This is a genomic window from Neogemmobacter tilapiae, assembly GCF_014652215.1.
In the GTDB taxonomy this organism is placed as follows: domain Bacteria; phylum Pseudomonadota; class Alphaproteobacteria; order Rhodobacterales; family Rhodobacteraceae; genus Neogemmobacter; species Neogemmobacter tilapiae.
On the sequence record NZ_BMYJ01000003.1, the window covers coordinates 343,206 to 363,493 of the forward strand.

The window sequence follows — 20,288 nt, forward strand, 5'->3', positions numbered from 1 at the left end:
TTCAGATGAACCCCGCCCTTAACAACAGCTTACCCTATTTTCACGCATGAAGACCCCCGAACTTTTGGTGCGGGGGGGCATTTACAAAATCACCCGATGCTCTTTCTGCCCCATTGCCACCCCCGGAAAGGCAAAGGTCGCGCCAGACTGCGGGTATTGGGCCAAGCCCTCGTAAGACATCCATTCGCGGGCGCTGGTGACAAAGAGGGTCTTGCCATCCGCCCCGCCAAACGCCGGGCAGGTGCATTGGCTGGCGGGAATGGGGATGTTGTGCACTTGCGCGCCATCGTGGGCAAAGGCGGCGACGCGGGCGTCGGCCCAGAGGGCAACCCAGAACAGGCCATCCTGATCGACCACCGCCCCGTCCGGCTCGGCCTGGGAGGCGCTGAAGTCGAGGAAGGTTTCGGGCTGCCCCACGGGCCAACCCTCGGCGTCCAAGGCGACGCGGAAGACCTTGTAAAGCGCGGAATCGGCAAAGAACATCGTCTTGCCATCCGGGGTGAAGGAACAGGAATTCGGGATGGTGACGTTCGGGAAAACCTTGCGCAATTCGCCCTTATACAGCCGGTAAAAGCTGCCGAAGCCCACATCCGCCGCCGCGCGGCGGCCCATCGTGCCGATCCAGAAACCGCCCCAAGGGTCGGCGCGGCCATCGTTGGAGCGGTTCTCGGGTTTGTCGGCCTCCAGCGCCATCAAATCGACGCGCGCGCCGGTTTCGATGTTGAAGCGGAAAAGGGCGGTTTCCGAGGCGATCAGGAATTCATCGCGGCTGATCCAGCCCATCGCGGAACACATTTCGCCCATGTCCCATGCCTGGGGCTGGCCTGCGACCTGGGTCATCAGCTTGCGGCCCAGAATATCGACCCAGAAGAACTGTTCACGCTCGGGGTGCCAAAGCGCGCCTTCGCCCAGTTGGCACAGACGGTTGTCGTAGATCATGCCTTTTCCCCCACAGCCTTGTCATAGGCCGCCACAATCTCCCGCGCCCTTGAGCCCACTTCGGCGGGCGAAAGGCCGGGCGTATAGAGCGCCGTGCCGATGCCGAAACCATCGGCCCCGGCCTTGATCCATTCGCCAAAGTTCGAGGCCCCGGCCCCGCCCACGGCAAAGACCTTGCAGTCTTTTGGCAGCACGGCGCGCATGGCTTTGACCCCATCCGGCCCGATCAGGCTGGCCGGGAAAATCTTGAGCCCGGTCGCACCCGCCTTCAGCGCGGCAAAGCATTCGGTGGGGGTCATAACCCCCGGCCAGCTTTGCATGCCCATCGCCCGTGTGGCGCGGATCACGTCCGTATCGGCATTGGGCGAGACGATCAGCTTGCCGCCCACCCGCGCCACATCGGCGACGTTTTCAAGGGTCAGGACGGTGCCCGCCCCGATCAGCGCGCGGTCGCCGAATTCCAGCACCATCGCGGCAATGGAGGTCAGCGGGTCGGGCGAGTTCAGCGGCACCTCGATCTGGGTGATGCCCGCGTCAATCAAGGCCTGCGCCACGGGCAGGGCATCGGGCGGGGTCAGGCCGCGCAGGATGGCAATAAGGGGTCTGTCGGTCATGTTCACACCTTTCCGGCGGCGCGGGACAGCCCGGCCAGCACGCATTCATCGCCCGACAAAAGCCGGGCCGTTACCCCTTGCGCCAAAAGGGCCCGCGCATAGGCCGCTGACAGCTTGTCAGCCCCGATCAGGCTGACCGCTTGGCCCAGCCAATAGGGCCGCGCCGCCGCCAGTTCCGCGCCGATCAACAGGCCCGACAGGCGGGCCTTGGCGGCATCGCCGGACAGGCCGTTCAACAGGCCTTCGGCCCGCAGGCGGAACAGCATGGCCGCCAGCCGTTCGGGACGGGACAGGGCGTCGGAGACGCCCTGATCAAAGGCGGCATCGTCCCAGCCCTTTGCATCCACCATCCCATGCCGCAGCACCGATTGGCCGGACAAAAGGGCGAACATCTCGCCCGTCATCATGGTCTGGAAACTCACCACCTCATCCGCCGAGACTTGGGCCCATTTGGAATGGGTTCCGGGCAGGCAAAGCACCCCGTCAAAACCGGGCGACAGGGCCAAGGCCCCGGCGATCTGGGTTTCTTCGCCGCGCATCACATCGGCGGGATTGGCTTGGGAAAGGCCTGGCACGATGGCGAACGTGAAACGGGGGTCGGTCACGGTGACGTCCATCAAGCCGCCCTTGTCCACGGGCAGGCAGGGCACCGAACGATAGGGGGCCTCAACCCAGCCTTGGCGCGCGCCGACCATGCCGCAGGCGATGACGGGCGTCACCTTATCCGTCGAGAGCCATCCGTCGATCAGGCGAAGAAGCGCGCCTTCAAACTGATCCCGCGCCAGTTTGCCCATACCCTCATCCGAGGTGGCTTGGGCCAGAACGCCGTCTGTCCCCATTGCAAAGGCGCGCAGGTTGGAGGTGCCCCAATCCACCGCAATCCATTCGGGTTTCACCGTCATCCTGTCACCACCACGCCGCCGTCTATGACCATCACTTGCCCCGTCATCATCCGCGAGGAATCAGAGGCGAGGAACAGCGTTCCGCCCACGATATCCTCGGGTTTCATCATGTCTTTCAGCTTTTGCCGTTTCAAATGCGCCTCAACCGCTGCCGGTTCGGCCCACAATTCCAGCTGTTTGGGGGTAAAGACCCAGCCGGGGGCCAAGGTGTTCAGACGGATGCGGTCTGCCCCGAATTCGGCGGCCAAGGTGCGCGTCAGGCCGGTGATGCCGGCATTGGCGGTGATATAGGGGGCATAGCCGCTGTCGGGCATCATATAGCTGATCGAGCTGAAATTGACGACCGAACCACCACCCGCCGCCTTCATCCCCGGCAGAACCGCCTGAATGGCAAAGAAATAGCTGCGCAGGTTGACGGCCATCGACCAGTCGAAATCGTCGGGCGTCAGGGTCAGCGTGTCCTGCCGTTGATCATTCGCGGCATTGTTCACCAGCACCCGCACCGGCCCATGTGCGGTGGCGGCTTGATCGACCGCCGCCTTAAGCGCTGCAGTGTCGGTGATGTCGCAGGCGATAAACAGGGGGCGGTTGCCGGTCTTTTCGGCCATTTCATCGGCAAAGGCAGTGCCGTCGCGGCGCTGCACAAAGGCGACCTTGGCCCCCTGCCGCAGAAACCCTTCGGTCAGCGAAGCGCCGATGCCCGAACCGCCGCCGGTGATGAACACCGAACGCCCCTTAAGATCAGGATAGATTGCCAGATTGTCCACTTGCACCTCCCCGCGCCGGGCATGGGGTTATCCCTAAGGAAGGGCGGGGCGAAAGGCAATCAGCCCTGCGCCTTCAACCCTCGGCCCCGATGTGCTTTTCGCCGCGGGCTTCGGCCAGATCCATCTGGTGCTGGCGTTCGCGGAAACGGGCCCGGTCGGCGTCGGTGTATTCGTCTTGGCAGCGGTGGCAGGAGGCCCCGCGTTCGTATTCGGGGCGCTGCTTGTCGGTGGCAGACAACGGGCGGCGGCAGGCGTGGCAGGTGTCGTATTGGCCCGGCACAAGGCCGTGACCGACCGAAACCCGCCCGTCAAAGACATAGCATTCGCCCTGCCAAAGGCTTTCTTCGGGGGGGACATCCTCCAGATATTTCAGGATGCCGCCTTTGAGGTGATAGACATCGGTGACCCCCTGCCCCAGCAGGAAATTCGTCGATTTTTCACAGCGGATGCCGCCGGTGCAGAACATGGCGATGCGTTTGTTGTGGAAACGGTCCTTGTTCGCCGCCCACCAGGCCGGAAAATCGCGGAAGGAACGGGTGGCGGGGTCGACCGCGCCTTGGAAGGTGCCGATTTCCACCTCGTAATCATTGCGCGTGTCGATCACGGCGACATCGGGGGCGCTGATCAGGGCGTTCCAATCCTGCGCCGCGACATAATGGCCGACATGGGCCAAAGGATCGACATCGGGCAGGCCCATGGTGACGATTTCACGTTTCAGTTTCACCTTCATACGGCCAAAGGGCATGGTTTCGCTGAAGCTTTCCTTATGTTCCAGCGCCGCACAGCCGGGCAGGGCGCGCAGATGGGCCAGAACAGCGTCAATGCCGCTGCGGGTTCCTGCGATGGTGCCGTTTACGCCTTCGCGGGCCAGAAGCAGGCTGCCTTTGACGCCTTGGGACAGGCACAGGTCCAGAAGCGGCCCGCGCAGGGCGGCGGGGTCGTCAAAGCGGGTGAAATGGTAAAGGGCGGCGATGGTCAGCATGGGGCCGATGTGAACCTGAAAGGAACCGAATTCAAGCCCCAGAGCTTTCCCCCGCCATTGACCCTTGGGAAAGCCCGCCTTACGCCTGTTTGCAAATGAAAGGTCCAGCCGATGCGTCCTGACCATGAAGCCCTGATTGTCATCGACATCCAGAATGATTTCTGCCCCGGCGGTTCGCTCGCCGTGGCCGGGGGTGATCAGATCATCGAGGCGGTGAATGCGCTGATGGACGAGTTTTCCTGCGTGGTGCTGACGCAGGATTGGCACCCGGCGGATCACACGTCTTTTGCCGACAATCATCCGGGGGCGGCGCCGTTCAGTCTGACGGAAATGCCCTATGGGCCGCAGGTTCTGTGGCCGCGGCATTGTGTGCAGGGCTCCAAGGGGGCGGAGTTTCACCCCGCCTTGCGCACCGATCCGGCGCAACTGATTATCCGCAAGGGGTTTCGGGCGGGGATCGACAGCTATTCGGCGTTTTTTGAGAATGACAAGGTGACCGCCACCGGGCTGGATTCCTATCTGCGCAACCGGGGGATCAGCCATGTGACTTTGGTCGGCCTCGCGCTGGATTACTGCGTCGCCTATTCGGCGGTGGATGCGGCAAAGCTGGGCTATGGCGTGACGGTTCTGGAAAGCGCCTGCCGGGCGATTGACCTGAACGGATCGCTGGAAAACGCCCGCAATGAAATGATCGACGTGGCCGTCGTTCTGGAGAGTTAAGAGATGATCGACATCGCCACCCGCGTCTGGAACCACAAGTGGAAGATTGATCCGATTGTGCGGTCGCTGATCGACACGGACTTTTACAAGCTGCTGATGTGCCAGTCGATTTTCCGCAACAAGCCGGATACGAATGTCACCTTTACGGTGATCAACCGTTCATCGAAGGTGCGGCTGGCCGATCTGATTGATGAAGGGGAACTCCGCGAACAGTTGGATCATGTGCGGTCCCTGTCGCTGACGCGGGGGGAAAGCACTTGGCTGCGGGGGAACACGTTTTACGGCAAGCGCCAGATGTTCCGCCCCGATTTCATGGAATGGTTCGAGGGGCTGCGCCTGCCGCCCTATCATCTGGAAAAGCGCGACGGGCAGTATGAGCTGACGTTTGAGGGGCGCTGGCCCGAGGTGATGCTGTGGGAAATTCCGGCGTTGTCGGTGCTGATGGAACTGCGCAGCCGGGCGGTTTTGCAGACCTTGGGCCGGTTCGAATTGCAGGTGCTTTATGCGCAGGCGATGACGAAGCTATGGGCGAAAATCCAGCGGCTGAAGTCGATTCCAGATCTGAAGATCGCCGATTTCGGCACAAGGCGGCGGCATTCCTTCCTGTGGCAGGATTGGGCGGTGCAGGCGATGATGGAGGGGTTGGAGGGCGCCTTTACCGGCACGTCGAACTGCCTGATCGCGATGCGGCGGGATATTGAGGCGATTGGGACGAACGCCCATGAACTGCCGATGGTCTATGCGGCCCTAGCAGAAAATGACACGGAACTGGCCGAAGCGCCCTATAAGGTGTTGGCCGATTGGCAGGAAGAACATGAGGGCAATCTGCGGGTGATCCTGCCGGATACCTATGGCACTGAAGGTTTCCTGAAACGCGCGCCGGATTGGTTGGCGGGCTGGACGGGGATCCGGATCGATTCCGGCGATCCGGCAGCGGGGGCGGAAACGGCCATCCGCTGGTGGAAGGACAAAGGCGAGGATCCGACGAAAAAGCTGGTCATTTTCTCGGACGGGCTGGACGTGGAGCAGATCGAGGCGCTGCACCGGCAATTTGTGGGGCGGGTCAAGGTGTCCTTTGGCTGGGGCACGATGCTGACGAATGACTTCCGCGGGTTGGCGGCCGATGATGCGCTGGCCCCGTTCAGCGTAGTCTGCAAGGCGGTGTCGGCGAATGGGCGGCCAACGGTGAAATTGTCGGACAATCCGAACAAGGCGATGGGGCCTGTGGCCGAGATCGAACGCTATAAGCGGGTCTTTGGCGTAGGCCAGCAGGCGGCGATGGAGGTCGTCGTCTGATCAAAAAACCCCGCCGTGATGAACACGGCGGGGTAAGTAGCGCTTGCGGGCGGTCCGCAGCGCAGGCGTCTGAATGTCGTGTTTGTGGTGTCAGTGGGCGCGGGTGTTGTCCGCTTCCATTTCGGCCCGGATCTGCTGGCGCAGAATGTCGATGGGGATCATCTTGCCATCGCGTTTGTAGTGCCAATAGGTCCAGCCGTTGCAGCTGGGCGCGCCTTCCAGCGCCGCGCCAACCTGATGGATGGAGCCTTTGACGTCATTGCCGATCAGCGTGCCATCGGCACGGACCTTGGCCTTGTGGCGGTTGCCAATCGAGAACAGCTCTTCGCCCGGACGCAACATACCGCGTTCGACCACCTGGCCAAAGGGCACGCGTGGCTCGGCCCGTTTCGATCCGGTCACTTCCAGTGCCGAGGTGTCGAACTTGCGGACACGGTCGATGCGTTCCTGCGCCACCTTGCGATAGGCGGCCTCGCGTTCGATGCCGATGAAATCGCGGCCCAGCATTTTCGCCACGGCCCCGGTTGTGCCCGTCCCAAAGAACGGGTCCAGGATCACATCGCCCGGGTTCGTCGTCGCCAAGATGACCCGATGCAACAGGCTTTCCGGCTTTTGTGTCGGATGGGCCTTGTCGCCGTCTTCGTCTTTCAGCCGTTCATGCCCCGTGCAAAGCGGCAGAACCCAATCTGACCGCATTTGCACCCCATCATTCAGCGCCTTCAGCGCCTCATAATTGAAGGTGTATTTCGAGGTTTCGTCGCGGCCCGCCCAGATCAGGGTTTCATGGGCATTGGTGAACCGCTTGCCGCGAAAGTTCGGCATCGGGTTCGACTTGCGCCAGACCACATCGTTCAGCATCCAAAACCCCTGGTCCTGCATCGCGGTGCCCAGACGGAAGACGTTGTGATAGCTGCCAATGACCCAGATCGCGCCATTCGGTTTCAGCACGCGTTTGGCGGCGGCCAGCCAGTCGCGGGTAAAGGCGTCATAGGCGGCAAAGGACGAAAACTGGTCCCAGTGGTCATCGACCGCATCGACCATGCTGTTGTCAGGGCGGTGCAAAGCCCCTTTCAGCTGAAGATTATAGGGAGGGTCCGCGAACACCAGATCGACACTGGCGGGCGGCAGGCTCCACATCGCATCGACGCAATCGCCTGCAATGATCTGGTTCAGCGGAAGCTGCAAAGCCTCCGACGTTTTGATCTTCGTCGTTACTGTCATCGTCTGCCTCTGTCCCGGCATCTGGTGTGCCGCTTGTTGAGACAGAAGATGATTCAAAGGTGATTCGCCGTCAAATCCTTTTTAAATCAATTATTTGCGGAATTATCTTGATACAAGATATTGTGGACGGGCGCAAAGCTGCGTCTATGATGTGGGGTCACACCAAGATTTAGGAGGGCGGTATGATGGGCCTTTGTGGGGTAGCCTGCGTTCCGTTCCCAGCCGTAGCCGGGGTATTGTTGCGCCAAATCCACCATGCGTTCATCGCGCGCCACTTTGGCCACGATCGAAGCGGCGGCGATCGACAAACAGCGGGCATCGCCCTTGACGATGGCCTGCGCGGGGCAGGTCAACCCACGGGGAAAAAGGTTGCCGTCGATCAGGGCAAGGCCGACCGAACCCAGCCCCAGCACGGCGCGTTCCATCGCCAGATGGGCGGCGCGCAGGATGTTGATGGTGTCAATTTCTTCCACGCTCGCCTCGGCGATGGACACGCGCGCTTGCGCATGGATCAGCCGGGCCAGTTCGGCGCGGCGGGGCGCCGCGAGGGCCTTGCTGTCGGCCAGCCCCTGAGGAATGCGGGCAGGGTCAAGAATGACGGCGGCGGCAAAGACCGGGCCCGCCAAGGGGCCACGGCCCACCTCGTCGACACCGGCGACAAGGGTGACACCCCGCGCCATCGCTTCGGTTTCAAACTGAAAATCGGGAAAGGTTGCGCGCGCCATGGGGGGACACCTGAAAAGGACCATGGCGCGCGATAGGCTGAAATCAGTGGTCGTTCAATCGTGCCGTTCTAAAGCTGCGGGAATAAGGTCGGGGGACAGAAGCTGCTCGGGCCTTCTGTCCCCCAGTGTTCCGGGCGGGGGATCGCGGCAATGGGGGACACGGCCACGCGATCCAAAGGCAGAGCCCGCCCGGAATTCTATTTCGTGCGGAAGCCCGCCTCGCGCATGCATTTCGCGGGGTAAAGCCATTCGGCCTGACCGTAGACGCGGGCCGAGACGGCGCAATGGCCGGGCAGGCGGCCAAAGCCGTAAGAGCGCAGGCAAGACGCGGTATAGGCCTTCTTGCTATTCAGACCCTGCACATCGATGGCACAGGCGGCGGGCAGCAACTGGCCGCGCGGCTTCTCCGGGGTGACGACGACGGGTTTGCCGTCATCCTTGTCCTTGTCCTTCATCTCATGCGCCAGCATGGCGATGACGGCGGCCCCAAACAGGAAGGTCATCAGTTTCCGGCTGTCGCTGTCGGCGCGCGAGGGTGCGGCGCTGGCGACAAAGATCCCAAGGGTCATGGCCGAAACCGCGATCAGGGCGACAAAGCGGTGACGCAGGCTGCGCAGGCGTTCGTTGCAGGGAGACATCATTTGTCCTTTCTGTTCGGGTGGTCTGCCCTGCCGTGGCAAGGGCGAACCTGATGCCCAAACCGTGACCCTAGGGCCGCCAGTCGCGCAATAACGCCGGTCTGTCAGGCGATAACCGCAGAATTTGCGCAGCTTGATATTGAATAACACGCAGGCGGGGGGCAGATTGCAGGGCACAACAAGCCTGCGAGCAGCGCCATGATCCGCCTGACCTCTGCCCTTCTGCTGACCCTTGCGCTGGCCCTGCCCGCGCAGGCGGAATGCTATGCTGACTATAAGGCGAAACAGGATGATCCGCTGCGACTGCATTACGGTGTGGCCAAGATTGCCGACAAGAATTGTGACAAGGGCGCGGCCAAGAAAGTGCTGTCAAAACGGCTGGCCAGCGAAGGCTGGACTCTGCTGAACGTTCTGTCCATCTTCGGGCCCGAGGGGCTGGAAGAAAGGAAAGCGAGTGCCGGAGAATATTTCCTCCGCTTCTGACAGCCTGAAGGCAGGCAACCGCGTGGTGGCTGGGGGGATTGCGGCGATTGTCGTGATCTTGCTGGGGGCGGCGGTTCTGTTGTTCCTGAACCTGCCGGATGCGAATGCGTTCAACGCGCGGGTGGAACGGCTGTTTGTGGAAAATGACGACCTGCGGACGGGCGCGGAAATCAAGCTGCTGGAGCTGTTGGCGCAGTCAGGGACGACGTTTCAGGACGTGGTGACCAGCTATAAAGGCATCATCTTTGTGCTGATGATCTTTGCCACGGCGCTGCTGATTGCGACCTTGGTCTTTCTGGTGACCATCATCGCGCAGAACCGGCGGATTTCGGCCATCCAGCGCTCGGGGATTCAGGTGTCGTCGCTGCTGATCAGCCGTGAGGCGCGGGCGGTCTATATCAACGACATGGAATTCGCGCTGACCGAGGCGGCGCTGGAAACGCTGTCGGTGCTGGCCGAGGCGCGGATGGATGATGATGTGCTGACCGGGGCGCAGATCGAAGGGGTGATCTCGGGCCGGGACGCGGCGGATTGCGACGAGGCGGCAGGGGCAACCCGCGTGAAACGGCTGCGGGACGCGCTGGGGAACCAGCTGGTCAGCGAGTTGCTGGTGAAGACCGTGGCGCGGCGGGGCTATATGCTGACCGTGGCGAAAGATGCCATTCGGATGATGTAGGAAGGGGGCCTTTCGGCCCCCAATCCTTTACAGCTTTTCGATCAGTTCTGGAACGACCGCGAACAGATCGCCCACAAGCCCATAATCGGCCACTTGGAAAATCGGCGCTTCTTCGTCTTTGTTGATCGCGACGATGACCTTGCTGTCCTTCATGCCCGCAAGATGCTGGATCGCGCCGGAAATCCCGACGGCGATATACAGATTCGGGGCCACAACCTTGCCCGTCTGGCCGACCTGCCAATCGTTCGGGGCATAGCCACTGTCAACGGCCGCGCGCGAAGCGCCCACCGCAGCACCCAGTTTGTCGGCAAGGCCCGAGATCAGGGCGAAATCGGCCTCTGACCCGACGCCACGGCCACCCGAGACAACAATCCCGGCGCTGGTCAGTTCGGGGCGGTCATTCGATGCGGTCTTATCCTCGACCCAGGACGAAAGCCCGCCGCCCAGATCGGCACCCAGCGCCTCAACCGGGGCCGAGCCGCCTGCGCCGACCGCTTCAAAGCCCGCGGTCCGCACGGTGAAGACCTTCACCTTGTCTGACGATTGCACCGTCTGAATCGCGTTGCCGGCATAGATCGGGCGTTCAAAGGTATCGCCCGACACCACCGCCGTCACATCCGACATCACCATCACGTCCAAAAGCGCCGCCACGCGCGGCAGGACGTTCTTGTTGAAAGCCGTCGCCGCCCCGCAGATATGGCTGTAGCCATCCGCCAAGGCCACGACCAAAGCCGCCGTCGGTTCGGCCATGCCATGGCAATAGCCATGCGCGCCGGCAAAGATCACCTTCGACACACCCGCCAAAGTCGCGGCTTCCGCAGCAGCCGCGTCACCGCCCTGGCCTGCGACCAGAACATGCACATCGCCCAGCGATTTCACCGCATTCAGGGTTTTCGCCACCGCGTCGGTCGCCAGTTTACCCTCGACCACATCGGCAATCAGAAGAACCGCCATCTTAGATCACCCCCGCTTCGTCGCGCAATTTCGCAATCAGTTCATCGACCGAGGCCACTTTGACCCCCGCTTTACGGCCCGCCGGTTCCACCGTTTTCAGGATCGTCAGACGCGGGGCCACATCCACGCCATAGTCGGCGGGGGTTTTGGTCGCCAAAGGCTTTTGCTTGGCCTTCATGATGTTCGGCAAGCTGGCATAGCGCGGTTCGTTCAGCCGCAGATCGACCGTCACCACGGCGGGCATCGCCACGGAAATCGTCTGCAAACCGCCGTCGACTTCGCGCGTCACAACGGCCTTGTCGCCTTCGATCGCCAAGGCAGAAGCAAAGGTCGCCTGACCCCAGCCCAGCAAAGCCGCCAGCATCTGGCCCGTCGCGTTCATATCGTTGTCGATGGCTTGCTTGCCCGCCAGCACCAGACCCGGTGCTTCTTCTTTCACCACGCCCGCCAGCAGTTTCGCCACCGCCAAGGGTTCGATGTCGGTATGCACATCAGCGGCGGCTTCGATCAGGATCGCCCGGTCGGCCCCCATGGCCAAGGCCTGCCGCAGGGTTTCCTGCGCTTTGGCGACACCGATGGACACCACCACAACCTCGGTCGCGATGCCCTTTTCCTTAAGGCGGATCGCCTCTTCCACGGCAATCTCGTCAAAGGGGTTGATCGACATTTTCACCATGCCCAGATCGACGCCCGAGCCATCGCCCTTGACACGAACCTTGACGTTATAGTCGATCACCCGCTTGACCGGCACCAGAACCTTCATCGGCCCAATCCCTTTATTCTAGGCCGCCCTTGGGCAGCGTTTCAGCTTTCGCTTGGGGTTTAACCCGGCTGACCCCTGCATAACAGGGAAATTGCGACGCGCAATGTCGCGGGATCGCCGCGCCAGCGCAATCCTGATCAAGACGGCGGCAAGGCCCGCTGTTAAGACGAAGGCAGGAGAAAAGATGAACCCTGTGGACCGCGCCCTTTGGTATATTGAAAGCAACCTGCATGATCCGCTGGCGCTGGCCGACATTGCCGGGGTTGCGCAGGTTTCGCCCTTTCATCTGACCCGCGCCTTTGCCCTGCGCACGGGATACCCGGTGATGCGCTTTGTCTGGCGGCGCAGGCTGACACAGGCGGCGCAACGCTTGGCGCGGGGTGAGGGGCCGATCCTGCATGTGGCTTTGGACGCGCTTTATGCCTCGCATGAGGCGTTCACCCGCGCCTTCAAGGCGGAATTTGGCCGCACGCCGAACCGCATCAGAAACACCGATGATCTGGCCGCGCTTTGTCTGCTTGGCCCCCAACCGCTAAGGACGGATATGCCGAAAACACTGACAGACCCCGCCGTTGAAGCCATGCCCGCCCGGATTTTCGCAGGGCTTTCCAAGCGCTATACGTTGGAGACGCGCTTTGAGATTCCGGCGCAATGGGGCCAGTATGACGCAGAGGGACACCAATCGGCGCATGTCATTCCCGACAAGTGGTATGGCCTTTGCTATAATTTTTCCGACGATCACAGCTTTGACTATCTCTGCGGCCAAGAGGTGACGGCCCTCACCACCCTGCCCGAAGGCTGGGCGCATGTGTCGCTGACCCCCGGACGCTATGCGCGTTTTGCGACAAAGGCGCATATTTCGACGATGACCCAGATGTGGTCGGAAATTTATGAGGATTGGCTGACCCGCCCTGACTTGAAACCGCGCCCCGGCCCCTCGGTGGAATATTACCCCGCCGAGTTTGATGGGGCGACGGGGGAGGGTGGGTTCGAGATTTGGGTTCCGGTGGAATAGCGCCTAGCGCGTCAGCCCCGGCACCCACAGCACATCCCCTTTGCCCTCATCATTCGCAATCCGGCCTGCCACAAAGAACCAGTCGGACAGGCGGTTCAGGTATTTCACGGCCTCAGGGTTCACCGCTTCCCCTTCCGCCAGTTCCACCGCCAGACGTTCGGCCCGGCGGCTGACCGTGCGGCACAGGTGCAGATGGGCGGCGAGGGGCGTGCCCCCCGGCAGGATAAAGCTGCGCAGGGGTGTCAGCCGGGCGTTCATCGCATCAATTTCAGATTCCAGCCGATCCACCTGCCCTGCGATCATGCGCAGGGGGGTGTAGGGCAGTTCGCCGTCCTTGTCCTGATCGGGCAGGCAAAGGTCAGCCCCCAGATCGAACAGGTCGTTCTGGATGCGCTTTAGCGCCTCGGCCAGATCTCCCTCGGCATGCAGCCGCGCCAAGCCAACGGTGGCGTTGGTTTCATCGACCGTGCCGTAAGCCGTCACCCGCAGGGCATGTTTGGCCACCCGCGATCCATTGCCCAGCGCGGTTTCACCCTTGTCGCCGGTGCGCGTATAGATTTTCGACAGGACAACCATCAGATCCAGCCCTGCGAACGGCCCCAGGCAAAGATCACGATGATCAGCACGGCAAAGGCCTGCGCATAGATCCGCCAGCGCATGATGCGGTTGGCGTTGCGGCGGTTGAAATCACCACCTTTGGCAAAGGTGCCGATGCCGAAAAGCAGAATGCCCAGCACCACCAGAACGGCGATGGTGATGACGATAAAGAACGGTTCGCGCAGCATGATCTTTCCCCTTTGGCCTATTCTAGGCCGCTTGCGGGGAAAAGCGAAGGGTCAGGCGCGGGAAAGCACCCAATCCAGCGCCCTTGTCGGCAGAACCCGCCGCAGCACACCCGAGATATAGGTGGGCGTCGTCACGTAATAGCGGGCCTTGGGGCGTTTGCTTTCCAAGGCGTGGACCAGTTTCGCCGTCACAGCACTGGCGGGCAGTTCAAAGCGGTCGCGGACCTGATCGCCATAGAGGCGGCCCGTCAGGGAACGGTATTCCTCAACCCGCGCGGAGTTTTGCCAGTCGATCCAGCGTTCAAAATGCGGGATGGCGTTGGCGCGGATGCGGCTGGTGACGGGGCCGGGTTCGATCAGGATCAGATCGATGCCGGTGCCGCGCATTTCCAGACGCAGCACGTCAGTCAGGCCTTCCATCGCGAATTTCGTCGCCACGTAAGCGCCGCGCCAGCGCATGCCGACAAGGCCCAGAACCGAAGAACAGTTGACGATCCTCCCATGCCCCTGCGCGCGCATGATGGGGATCACCTGACGGGTCAGGTCGTGATAGCCGAAAAGGTTGGTTTCAAAGATTTCCCGCAAAGCGCCGCGCGGCAGGTCTTCGACAGCGCCGGGGCAGGCGAAGGCGCCGTTGTTGTAGAGCGCGTCTAGGGTGCCGCCGGTGCGGCGTTTCACCTCAGCCACCGCGGACGTGATGCTCGCCTCGTCGGCATAGTCGAGGACAAAGCTTTCCAGCCCTTCGGCGATCAGCCGATCACAATCCGCCTGCGCGCGGCAGGTGGCAAAGACGCGCCAGCCGCGTTTCGCCAAACCGTGGGCCGCGTCATAGCCGATGCCCGACGAGCATCCGGTGATCAGAACGGATTTCTGCAAGATCAGGGGGCCGACTGCGTCAGGAAATCGGTCGAAACGTAACCCTCGATCCCGTCACCTTCGATGCGGATCTTGGCCCAGCCGGTGTCGTCCTGCCAGACGACCGAAACGGCATCGCCGTTGGCCAGTTTGTCCAGAATGCCATAGGTGGTGCCCGGCCCTTCGCGCACGTTCACCGTATCGGCGGCGACATACCAGACATCGGCGGGGGCCTCTTCCACCGGGGCCTCAGCCTCGGCCAGTGCGGTTTCCACCGCTTCGGGCTGGACCAGCGGCAGGGCCAGTTCATTGGCCGGGGCCACCACTTCGGCGGGCAGGGCTGTCGCAGGGGTAAAGGCAGCTTGCGTCACCACTTCGGCGGGTTCCACAGCGGCCTGGGCCGTCACGGGGGCTTGCGCAGCCTCCAACTGGGCCGCTGCAAGGCCGGGGCGCAGCTGACCGTGATCACGGCCACCAATCAGCATCGCCGCGAACATCGCGGCGCAAAGGGTCAGGGTCAATTTCAGCATGGCAGTACCGGAATCGTTTTGTGTGATCCGTGGTTTACCACGCCCTGTTGACAAGCGCGCGGCAAAAGTCGGTCTGAAAAGTGCAAATTTTGCCACTGGACCGGCAGGGTCTGCGAAACTACACAGCATCTATGGCCACTGATGACGACAACGACAAGATAGAGACCGCCCCGATTGCCGAGCCTTTGCGCCGGGCCATTGGCGAACGCTATCTGACCTATGCTTTGTCGACCATCATGCACCGCGCCTTGCCCGATGCGCGCGACGGTTTGAAACCGGTTCATCGCCGCATTCTGTTTGCGATGCGCGAATTGCGCCTGTCGCCCACGGGCGGTTTCCGCAAATCGGCCAAGATCACCGGCGATGTGATGGGCAACTATCACCCGCATGGCGATGGGGCGATCTATGACGCGATGGCGCGCCTAGCCCAAGATTTCAACATGCGCTATCCGCTGGTGAACGGGCAGGGCAACTTTGGCAACATCGACGGCGATAACCCCGCCGCCAGCCGCTATACCGAGGCCCGTCTGACGGCGCTTTCCGAAGCCCTGATGGATGGTCTGGCTGAAAACGCGGTAGACTTTCGCCCGAACTATGACGGCACGCTGGAAGAGCCGGTGGTTATGCCGGCGGCTTTTCCGAACCTTTTGGCCAATGGCTCCAGCGGGATTGCCGTGGGGATGGCGACGAACATTCCGCCGCACAACCTGCATGAGCTGATTGACGGCTGTCAGGCGCTGATGGCGAACCCGGACCTGTCCGATGATGAATTGGTCGCCCTGATCCCCGGACCGGATTTTCCGACGGGGGGCGTGCTGGTGGAACCGCTGGAAAGCATCCGTCAGACCTATCGCACCGGGCGCGGGGCGTTCCGGCTGCGGGCGCGTTGGGCGGTGGAGGATATCGGTCGGGGGATGTGGCAGATCGTTGTCACCGAAATTCCGTTTCAGGTGCAAAAATCGAAGCTGATCGAACGGCTGGCGGAGCTGATCCAGACGAAAAAGACGCCGCTTCTGGCCGATGTGCGGGATGAATCGGCCGATGACATCCGCATCGTGCTGGAACCCCGCGCGCGGAATGTAGAACCCGAGATGCTGATGGGGACGCTGTTCAAGAACAGCGATCTGGAGGTTCGGTTTAACCTGAACATGAACGTGCTGATCGACGGCAAGGTGCCGAAGGTTTGTTCGTTGAAAGAGGTTTTGCGGGCCTTTCTGGACCATAAGCGCGAGGTTTTGCAGCGGCGGACGGGCCACCGGCTGGAAAAGATCGCGGCGCGGCTGGAAATTCTGTCGGGGCTTCTGATCACGTTCCTGAACCTGGACCGTGTGATCGACATCATCCGCTATGACGAAGACCCCAAGCGCGCCCTGATGGCCGAACGCTGGGATATTCCGCATCGGCGGGCGGTGTCGGAAAAGGATTACTTCGGGCCGGGGGCAGGGCCGGGGGAACTGTCCGAAGTTCAGGCCGAAGCGATCCTGAACATGCGGCTGCGGTCCTTGCGTCGGCTGGAAGAGATGGAACTGATCCGCGAGCGGGACGACCTGCTGAAGGAACAGGCCGATCTGACCGGGCTTTTGGCGGATGACCGCAAACAGTGGAAACGCATCGGCAAAGACTTGGCCGAGGTGCAAAAGCTGTATGGCCATAGCTGGCACGCGGGCGCGCGGCGGACGACATTTGCCGAGGCGGGCGAGGTCGAAGAAGTGCCCTATGAGGCGATGATCGACCGCGAGCCGATCACCGTGATCTGTTCCAAAATGGGCTGGATCCGCGCCATGAAGGGCCATGTGGCGCTGGATTCTGAGGTAAAGTTCAAGGACGGCGACGAAGGCCGCTTCCTGTTCCACGCTGAAACCACCGACCGCATTTTGCTGATTGGCGCGAATGGGCGGTTCTATACTTTGCTTGGGGCCAACCTGCCCGGCGGGCGCGGCATGGGTGAACCTGTCCGTCTGATGGTCGATCTGCCGAATGACAGCGATATTTCCGATCTGATGATCTTCCGCCCTGGAGAAAAACTGCTGGTCGCCTCCAGCGCGGGGGATGGATTCATCGTGCCGTCCGACGAGGTTCTGGCCCAAACGCGGGCGGGCAAACAGGTGCTGACCTTGGGCGCAGGCGTCAAGACGGCGGTTTGCCACAAGGTGCAGGGCGATCATGTCGCCGTCGTCGGCGAAAACCGCAAGCTGTTGGTCTTTGCATTGGCGGAACTGCCCGAAATGGCCAAGGGCAAGGGTGTGCGTTTGCAGAAATACAAGGATGGTGGCTTGTCAGACGCCATCACCTTCAACGCCGCCGAAGGCCTGTCTTGGAAAGATCCGGCAGGCCGCACCCGCACCGAAACCGACCTGACCGAATGGAAGGGCGCGCGGGCCGGTGCGGGCAAGATGGCCCCGCGGGGTTTCCCACGGGACAATCGGTTCAATTGATCCTCTGGAAGGCCGCCCAATCAGGCGCGATATGGCAACAATAAATCCCGTGTTTCCTTGGTGGAAACACAGGCGTTTCCGCATGATTTCCCATGAAGCTTCCTAAATATTCTGCTAAAATTTACGTAGCCGTAAGCGACGTCAAACGTGGGCCATAGCCACCACGTCCTTTCGGTTTTGCTGCGCGCTTGCGCCATTCACAGAGAGGATTTGAACATGGCCACCTTCAGGCTTAACGGCACCCTGCCGATCATACCATCCGATTTGACGATGTATCTCAGCCAGATGCTTTCCGCCCTCGGCAGCTTTGGTCAACTGGCCCCGAATGGTGTGATTGCCATCATCCCGCCCTTTGCCAATGTGCGGTTGCTGGGCACCGGGCTGCAATATGAACTGGCCCCCGGGTTTCCAAGCTTTACGGCGGGCACGCTGACCAGCGGTTCTTTCAGCTATTATGGCTTGAATGGGCTGAAATTCACCAATCTGAACCTTTCCGCCAAGACCTTCTCGAACAAGTTTGACTCCAACCCCACGCTCGCCATCGAATATATGCTGTCAAAGTCGGACATCATCTTTGGTGCGGCGGCTGGCGACAGTATTGCGGCGGGCGACGGGGCCGATAAGGTCTATGGCGGGGCCGGAAATGATACGTTGCTGGGCTTTTTTGGCAGCGAAGGCGGCGACGGCAAGGATTCGCTGTTTGGCGGAACCGGTCGCGACACGCTTTTGGGCGGCGGTGCGGACGACTCGCTCGTGGGCGGCGACGGGATGGACCAGTTGATCGGTGGCGACGGCAATGACCGCATCTTTGGCGGTGCGGGGCTGGATGCCATCAGCGGAGACGATGGGAATGACCAGCTTTATGGTGGCGCTTCCATAGACAATATTTATGGCGGCGACGGCAACGATCGCCTCTTTGGCGGCAGTGGGCCGAACACCTTGGCCGGTGGTGATGGGGCCGACCAGATTTTCGGCGGCATTGAAATGGACACGTTGGATGGCGGATCGGGCAATGATCGGCTGTTCGGCGGTAGGGGTGCTGACTACTTGGAAGGCGGCGACAATGACGACTCGCTTGTCGGGGCTACCGGGAGTGACACGCTCAATGGCGGCAATGGCAATGACACGATCCGCAGCGGTGCAGGCATGGACTATATACAAGGCGGCGCGGGGAATGACCGCTTTGTCTTTGATGCCGCCCCCAGCTTTGGCAACATCGACATCATCGACGACTTTACCATCGGCCAAGACCTGATGATGTTGGACAAGTCGTTCTTTACGGCCCTGACAGGCAGCGGTGCTCTTTCGGCGGCCCAGTTCCGCTTGGGCTCCAGCGCGGCAGACGGCACAGACCGCATCATCTATGATGGGACAAACGGCAATCTTTACTATGACCCCGATGGATCGGGCGGCAAGGCGGCAATTCTGATTGCCCAGCTGGATTCAGGCCTTGGCCTGGATGGCGGCGACTTCCGTCTGATCGCTTGATCGCAACATTAGGGATATAGGAGTTCATCATGGCAACCTTCCGCTTTGGAAAATATGACGCCGTCACGGGCGCAAACGTGCAAAGCTACTTTTCAATCGCCTATTCGCTGATGGCGAGCGGGGCGAACGCCTCGTCGACCAAGATCACCAACAGCGATTCCGGCAATGCCTTGCGCATTGAGGGCAAGAATATGGTGTTTGGCACGGTCCCCAATCCGGGCATCGTGAAGGGCGAAGTGACCAGCCTTTTGCTGAAACATGACGGCAAGGAAACCCTGTCAACCACTGGACTTTCGACCACAGGCGACGATCTCATCGCAACCATGTTTGCTGGACCGCTGGGCTTTCTGCTGGCTTTCATGAGCGGCAATGATCTGGTGATCGGATCCGCGCTGGGCGACACGCTGACGGGCGGATTTGGCAACGACACGATCCGCGCCGGAGACGGCAATGACCAGATCCAGGCCTTTTTCATGAGCCCCGAAGAAGATGGTCGCAAAACCATCTATGGTGGCGATGGCAGCGATCAGATCATGACCCCGATGGCCAATGACGCGATCTTTGGCGGCAACGGTGATGATAGCATGGTAAGCATTGACGGCAGCGACCGCATGGTCGGTGGCTCTGGCAATGATACCATGACGTCGCAGTATGGCAGCTTGCGGGGCACAGGCGGTGCCGGAAATGATCAGATTGTCGGCGGTCTGGGTACGAACAAGCTGTATGGGGGCAGCGGCAGTGACTTTCTGGCCGGCAGTATTTCGCGCGATACGCTGGATGGCGGGGCAGGCACTGACAGCATGACCGGCAGCAATGGCGATGACCGTCTGTCGGGCGGCGGCGGGGTTGACCAGCTTTACGGCGGCGCGGGCGATGACCGCCTCGATGGGGGTTCCGGCAACGACACGGTGGTGGGCGATGGCGGCAATGACACGCTTTACGGTGGGTTGGGCAATGACACGCTGGCGGGCGGAAGCGAGGCGGATCTGTTCGTCTTTAACAGTCAGCTGGGTGGGGCCAACGCCGACATCGTCGACGACATGCAGGTGAACATCGACAAGATCGTGCTGGACCGCAGCATTTTCGCCGCTATCGGGGCGACAGGGCTGATGGCACAGTCGAAATTCAAGATCGGGGCCAATGCGACGGATGCCAATGACCGCATCATCTATAACAGCGGCACAGGCCAGCTTTACTATGACCGTGATGGCAATGGCGGCGCGGCCAAGGTGTTGTTTGCCACGCTGGATACCGGCCTTGCCCTCGACGGGGCCGACTTCCTGATCATCGCCTGAACGGGCGCTCTTTGGGGTCAGGTTCGCCTGACCCCAGAACTTTCGGAAAAGCGCAGGGTGGCTTGATTTTCCGCCCTCAAACGAATATCTCGCCGCCCGAGGAAAACCCGGGCCGTAGGCGGCCCCCCAATCCGGTGAGGCCCAAGATGGCGAAGGCAAAGTTTGAACGCACGAAACCGCATGTGAACATCGGGACGATTGGTCA

At 61.4% G+C, this 20,288-nt stretch carries 22 protein-coding genes; 8 read left to right on the forward strand and 14 right to left on the reverse strand.

All coding sequences use genetic code 11. The features are described from left to right. Nucleotides 1–81: 81 nt before the first annotated feature. The 5 genes from IE095_RS06695 to trhO all read right to left on the reverse strand — a co-directional run bounded on the left by IE095_RS06695 (nt 82) and on the right by trhO (nt 4,204). Nucleotides 82–939 (reverse strand): SMP-30/gluconolactonase/LRE family protein, encoded by an 858-nt coding sequence (locus IE095_RS06695; RefSeq protein ID WP_189410841.1) that lies wholly within the window; start codon nt 937–939, stop codon nt 82–84. Continuing rightward, on the reverse strand, nt 936–1,553 hold the full coding sequence (locus tag IE095_RS06700) for a 2-dehydro-3-deoxy-6-phosphogalactonate aldolase (protein ID WP_189410842.1): 618 nt from the start codon (nt 1,551–1,553) through the stop codon (nt 936–938). Before IE095_RS06700 ends, IE095_RS06695 begins: the two co-directional genes overlap by 4 nt. 2 nt (nt 1,554–1,555) lie before the next feature. Beyond that, on the reverse strand, nt 1,556–2,449 hold the full coding sequence (locus IE095_RS06705) for a 2-dehydro-3-deoxygalactonokinase (protein WP_373295398.1): 894 nt from the start codon (nt 2,447–2,449) through the stop codon (nt 1,556–1,558). A 2-nt stretch (nt 2,450–2,451) separates the two neighbouring features. Further along, a complete protein-coding gene (locus IE095_RS06710; protein ID WP_189410844.1) occupies nt 2,452–3,222 on the reverse strand; it encodes an SDR family NAD(P)-dependent oxidoreductase in 771 nt (256 codons plus the stop codon). A gap of 73 nt (nt 3,223–3,295) precedes the next feature. Beyond that, nucleotides 3,296–4,204 carry an oxygen-dependent tRNA uridine(34) hydroxylase TrhO gene (gene trhO, locus IE095_RS06715; protein ID WP_189410845.1) on the reverse strand — a complete coding sequence of 303 codons (909 nt, stop codon included), beginning with the start codon at nt 4,202–4,204 and terminating at the stop codon, nt 3,296–3,298. 111 nt (nt 4,205–4,315) lie between these two features. On the opposite strand from trhO, the gene pncA reads away from it, so the two are divergent. Beyond that, nucleotides 4,316–4,924: a bifunctional nicotinamidase/pyrazinamidase gene (gene pncA / locus IE095_RS06720; protein WP_189410846.1), complete on the forward strand. Its 609-nt coding sequence runs from the start codon at nt 4,316–4,318 to the stop codon at nt 4,922–4,924. Between the two features lie 3 nt (nt 4,925–4,927). After that, nucleotides 4,928–6,220 carry a nicotinate phosphoribosyltransferase gene (gene pncB / locus IE095_RS06725; RefSeq protein WP_189410847.1) on the forward strand — a complete coding sequence of 431 codons (1,293 nt, stop codon included), beginning with the start codon at nt 4,928–4,930 and terminating at the stop codon, nt 6,218–6,220. A gap of 90 nt (nt 6,221–6,310) precedes the next feature. Here pncB and IE095_RS06730 read toward each other — a convergent pair whose 3' ends face one another. The 3 genes from IE095_RS06730 to IE095_RS06740 all read right to left on the reverse strand — a co-directional run bounded on the left by IE095_RS06730 (nt 6,311) and on the right by IE095_RS06740 (nt 8,804). Next, the gene (locus IE095_RS06730; protein ID WP_189410848.1) at nt 6,311–7,441 is read right to left on the reverse strand and encodes a site-specific DNA-methyltransferase; all 1,131 of its coding nucleotides are present in this window, start codon (nt 7,439–7,441) and stop codon (nt 6,311–6,313) included. An 86-nt stretch (nt 7,442–7,527) separates the two neighbouring features. Further along, nucleotides 7,528–8,166 carry a ribonuclease HII gene (rnhB, locus tag IE095_RS06735; protein WP_189410849.1) on the reverse strand — a complete coding sequence of 213 codons (639 nt, stop codon included), beginning with the start codon at nt 8,164–8,166 and terminating at the stop codon, nt 7,528–7,530. A gap of 197 nt (nt 8,167–8,363) precedes the next feature. Further along, the gene (locus tag IE095_RS06740; protein WP_189410850.1) at nt 8,364–8,804 is read right to left on the reverse strand and encodes a hypothetical protein; all 441 of its coding nucleotides are present in this window, start codon (nt 8,802–8,804) and stop codon (nt 8,364–8,366) included. A 198-nt stretch (nt 8,805–9,002) separates the two neighbouring features. Between IE095_RS06740 and IE095_RS06745 the strand changes: the two genes are divergently transcribed. After that, nucleotides 9,003–9,287 (forward strand): hypothetical protein, encoded by a 285-nt coding sequence (locus IE095_RS06745; protein WP_189410851.1) that lies wholly within the window; start codon nt 9,003–9,005, stop codon nt 9,285–9,287. Further along, nucleotides 9,259–9,963 (forward strand): winged helix-turn-helix domain-containing protein, encoded by a 705-nt coding sequence (locus tag IE095_RS06750; RefSeq protein ID WP_189410852.1) that lies wholly within the window; start codon nt 9,259–9,261, stop codon nt 9,961–9,963. Before IE095_RS06745 ends, IE095_RS06750 begins: the two co-directional genes overlap by 29 nt. Before the next feature lie 27 nt (nt 9,964–9,990). Here IE095_RS06750 and IE095_RS06755 read toward each other — a convergent pair whose 3' ends face one another. Both IE095_RS06755 and IE095_RS06760 read right to left on the reverse strand, forming a co-directional pair. Continuing rightward, a complete protein-coding gene (locus tag IE095_RS06755) occupies nt 9,991–10,917 on the reverse strand; it encodes an electron transfer flavoprotein subunit alpha/FixB family protein (protein ID WP_189410853.1) in 927 nt (308 codons plus the stop codon). 1 nt (nt 10,918) lies between these two features. Then, nucleotides 10,919–11,680, reverse strand: a complete 762-nt coding sequence (locus tag IE095_RS06760) for an electron transfer flavoprotein subunit beta/FixA family protein (RefSeq protein ID WP_189410854.1) — start codon at nt 11,678–11,680, stop codon at nt 10,919–10,921. Between the two features lie 184 nt (nt 11,681–11,864). Between IE095_RS06760 and IE095_RS06765 the strand changes: the two genes are divergently transcribed. Then, a complete protein-coding gene (locus tag IE095_RS06765) occupies nt 11,865–12,695 on the forward strand; it encodes an AraC family transcriptional regulator (protein WP_189410855.1) in 831 nt (276 codons plus the stop codon). A gap of 3 nt (nt 12,696–12,698) precedes the next feature. On the opposite strand, the gene IE095_RS06770 is transcribed toward IE095_RS06765, so the two are convergent. From IE095_RS06770 to IE095_RS06785, 4 genes are read right to left on the reverse strand one after another with little or no spacing between them, the layout of a single operon-like run. Further along, nucleotides 12,699–13,271: a cob(I)yrinic acid a,c-diamide adenosyltransferase gene (locus tag IE095_RS06770; RefSeq protein ID WP_189410856.1), complete on the reverse strand. Its 573-nt coding sequence runs from the start codon at nt 13,269–13,271 to the stop codon at nt 12,699–12,701. After that, on the reverse strand, nt 13,271–13,480 hold the full coding sequence (locus IE095_RS06775) for a twin transmembrane helix small protein (RefSeq protein WP_189410857.1): 210 nt from the start codon (nt 13,478–13,480) through the stop codon (nt 13,271–13,273). Before IE095_RS06775 ends, IE095_RS06770 begins: the two co-directional genes overlap by 1 nt. A 51-nt stretch (nt 13,481–13,531) precedes the next feature. After that, on the reverse strand, nt 13,532–14,359 hold the full coding sequence (locus IE095_RS06780; RefSeq protein WP_189410893.1) for an SDR family oxidoreductase: 828 nt from the start codon (nt 14,357–14,359) through the stop codon (nt 13,532–13,534). Next, nucleotides 14,359–14,865 carry an SH3 domain-containing protein gene (locus IE095_RS06785; protein ID WP_189410858.1) on the reverse strand — a complete coding sequence of 169 codons (507 nt, stop codon included), beginning with the start codon at nt 14,863–14,865 and terminating at the stop codon, nt 14,359–14,361. Before IE095_RS06785 ends, IE095_RS06780 begins: the two co-directional genes overlap by 1 nt. 131 nt (nt 14,866–14,996) lie before the next feature. Here IE095_RS06785 and IE095_RS06790 point away from each other — a divergent pair, with 131 nt between their 5' ends. The 3 genes from IE095_RS06790 (at nt 14,997) to IE095_RS06800 (ending at nt 20,083) form a co-directional block, all read left to right on the forward strand. Then, complete coding sequence (locus tag IE095_RS06790; protein WP_189410859.1) at nt 14,997–17,300, forward strand: DNA topoisomerase IV subunit A; 2,304 nt, start codon at nt 14,997–14,999, stop codon at nt 17,298–17,300. Nucleotides 17,301–17,516: 216 nt separating this feature from the next. Further along, entirely contained in the window at nt 17,517–18,788 is a 1,272-nt protein-coding gene (locus IE095_RS06795; protein ID WP_189410860.1) for a calcium-binding protein, read from the forward strand. Between the two features lie 29 nt (nt 18,789–18,817). Continuing rightward, nucleotides 18,818–20,083, forward strand: coding sequence for a calcium-binding protein (locus tag IE095_RS06800; protein WP_189410861.1), 1,266 nt, complete (start codon nt 18,818–18,820; stop codon nt 20,081–20,083). The last annotated feature ends 205 nt before the right edge of the window (nt 20,084–20,288 follow it).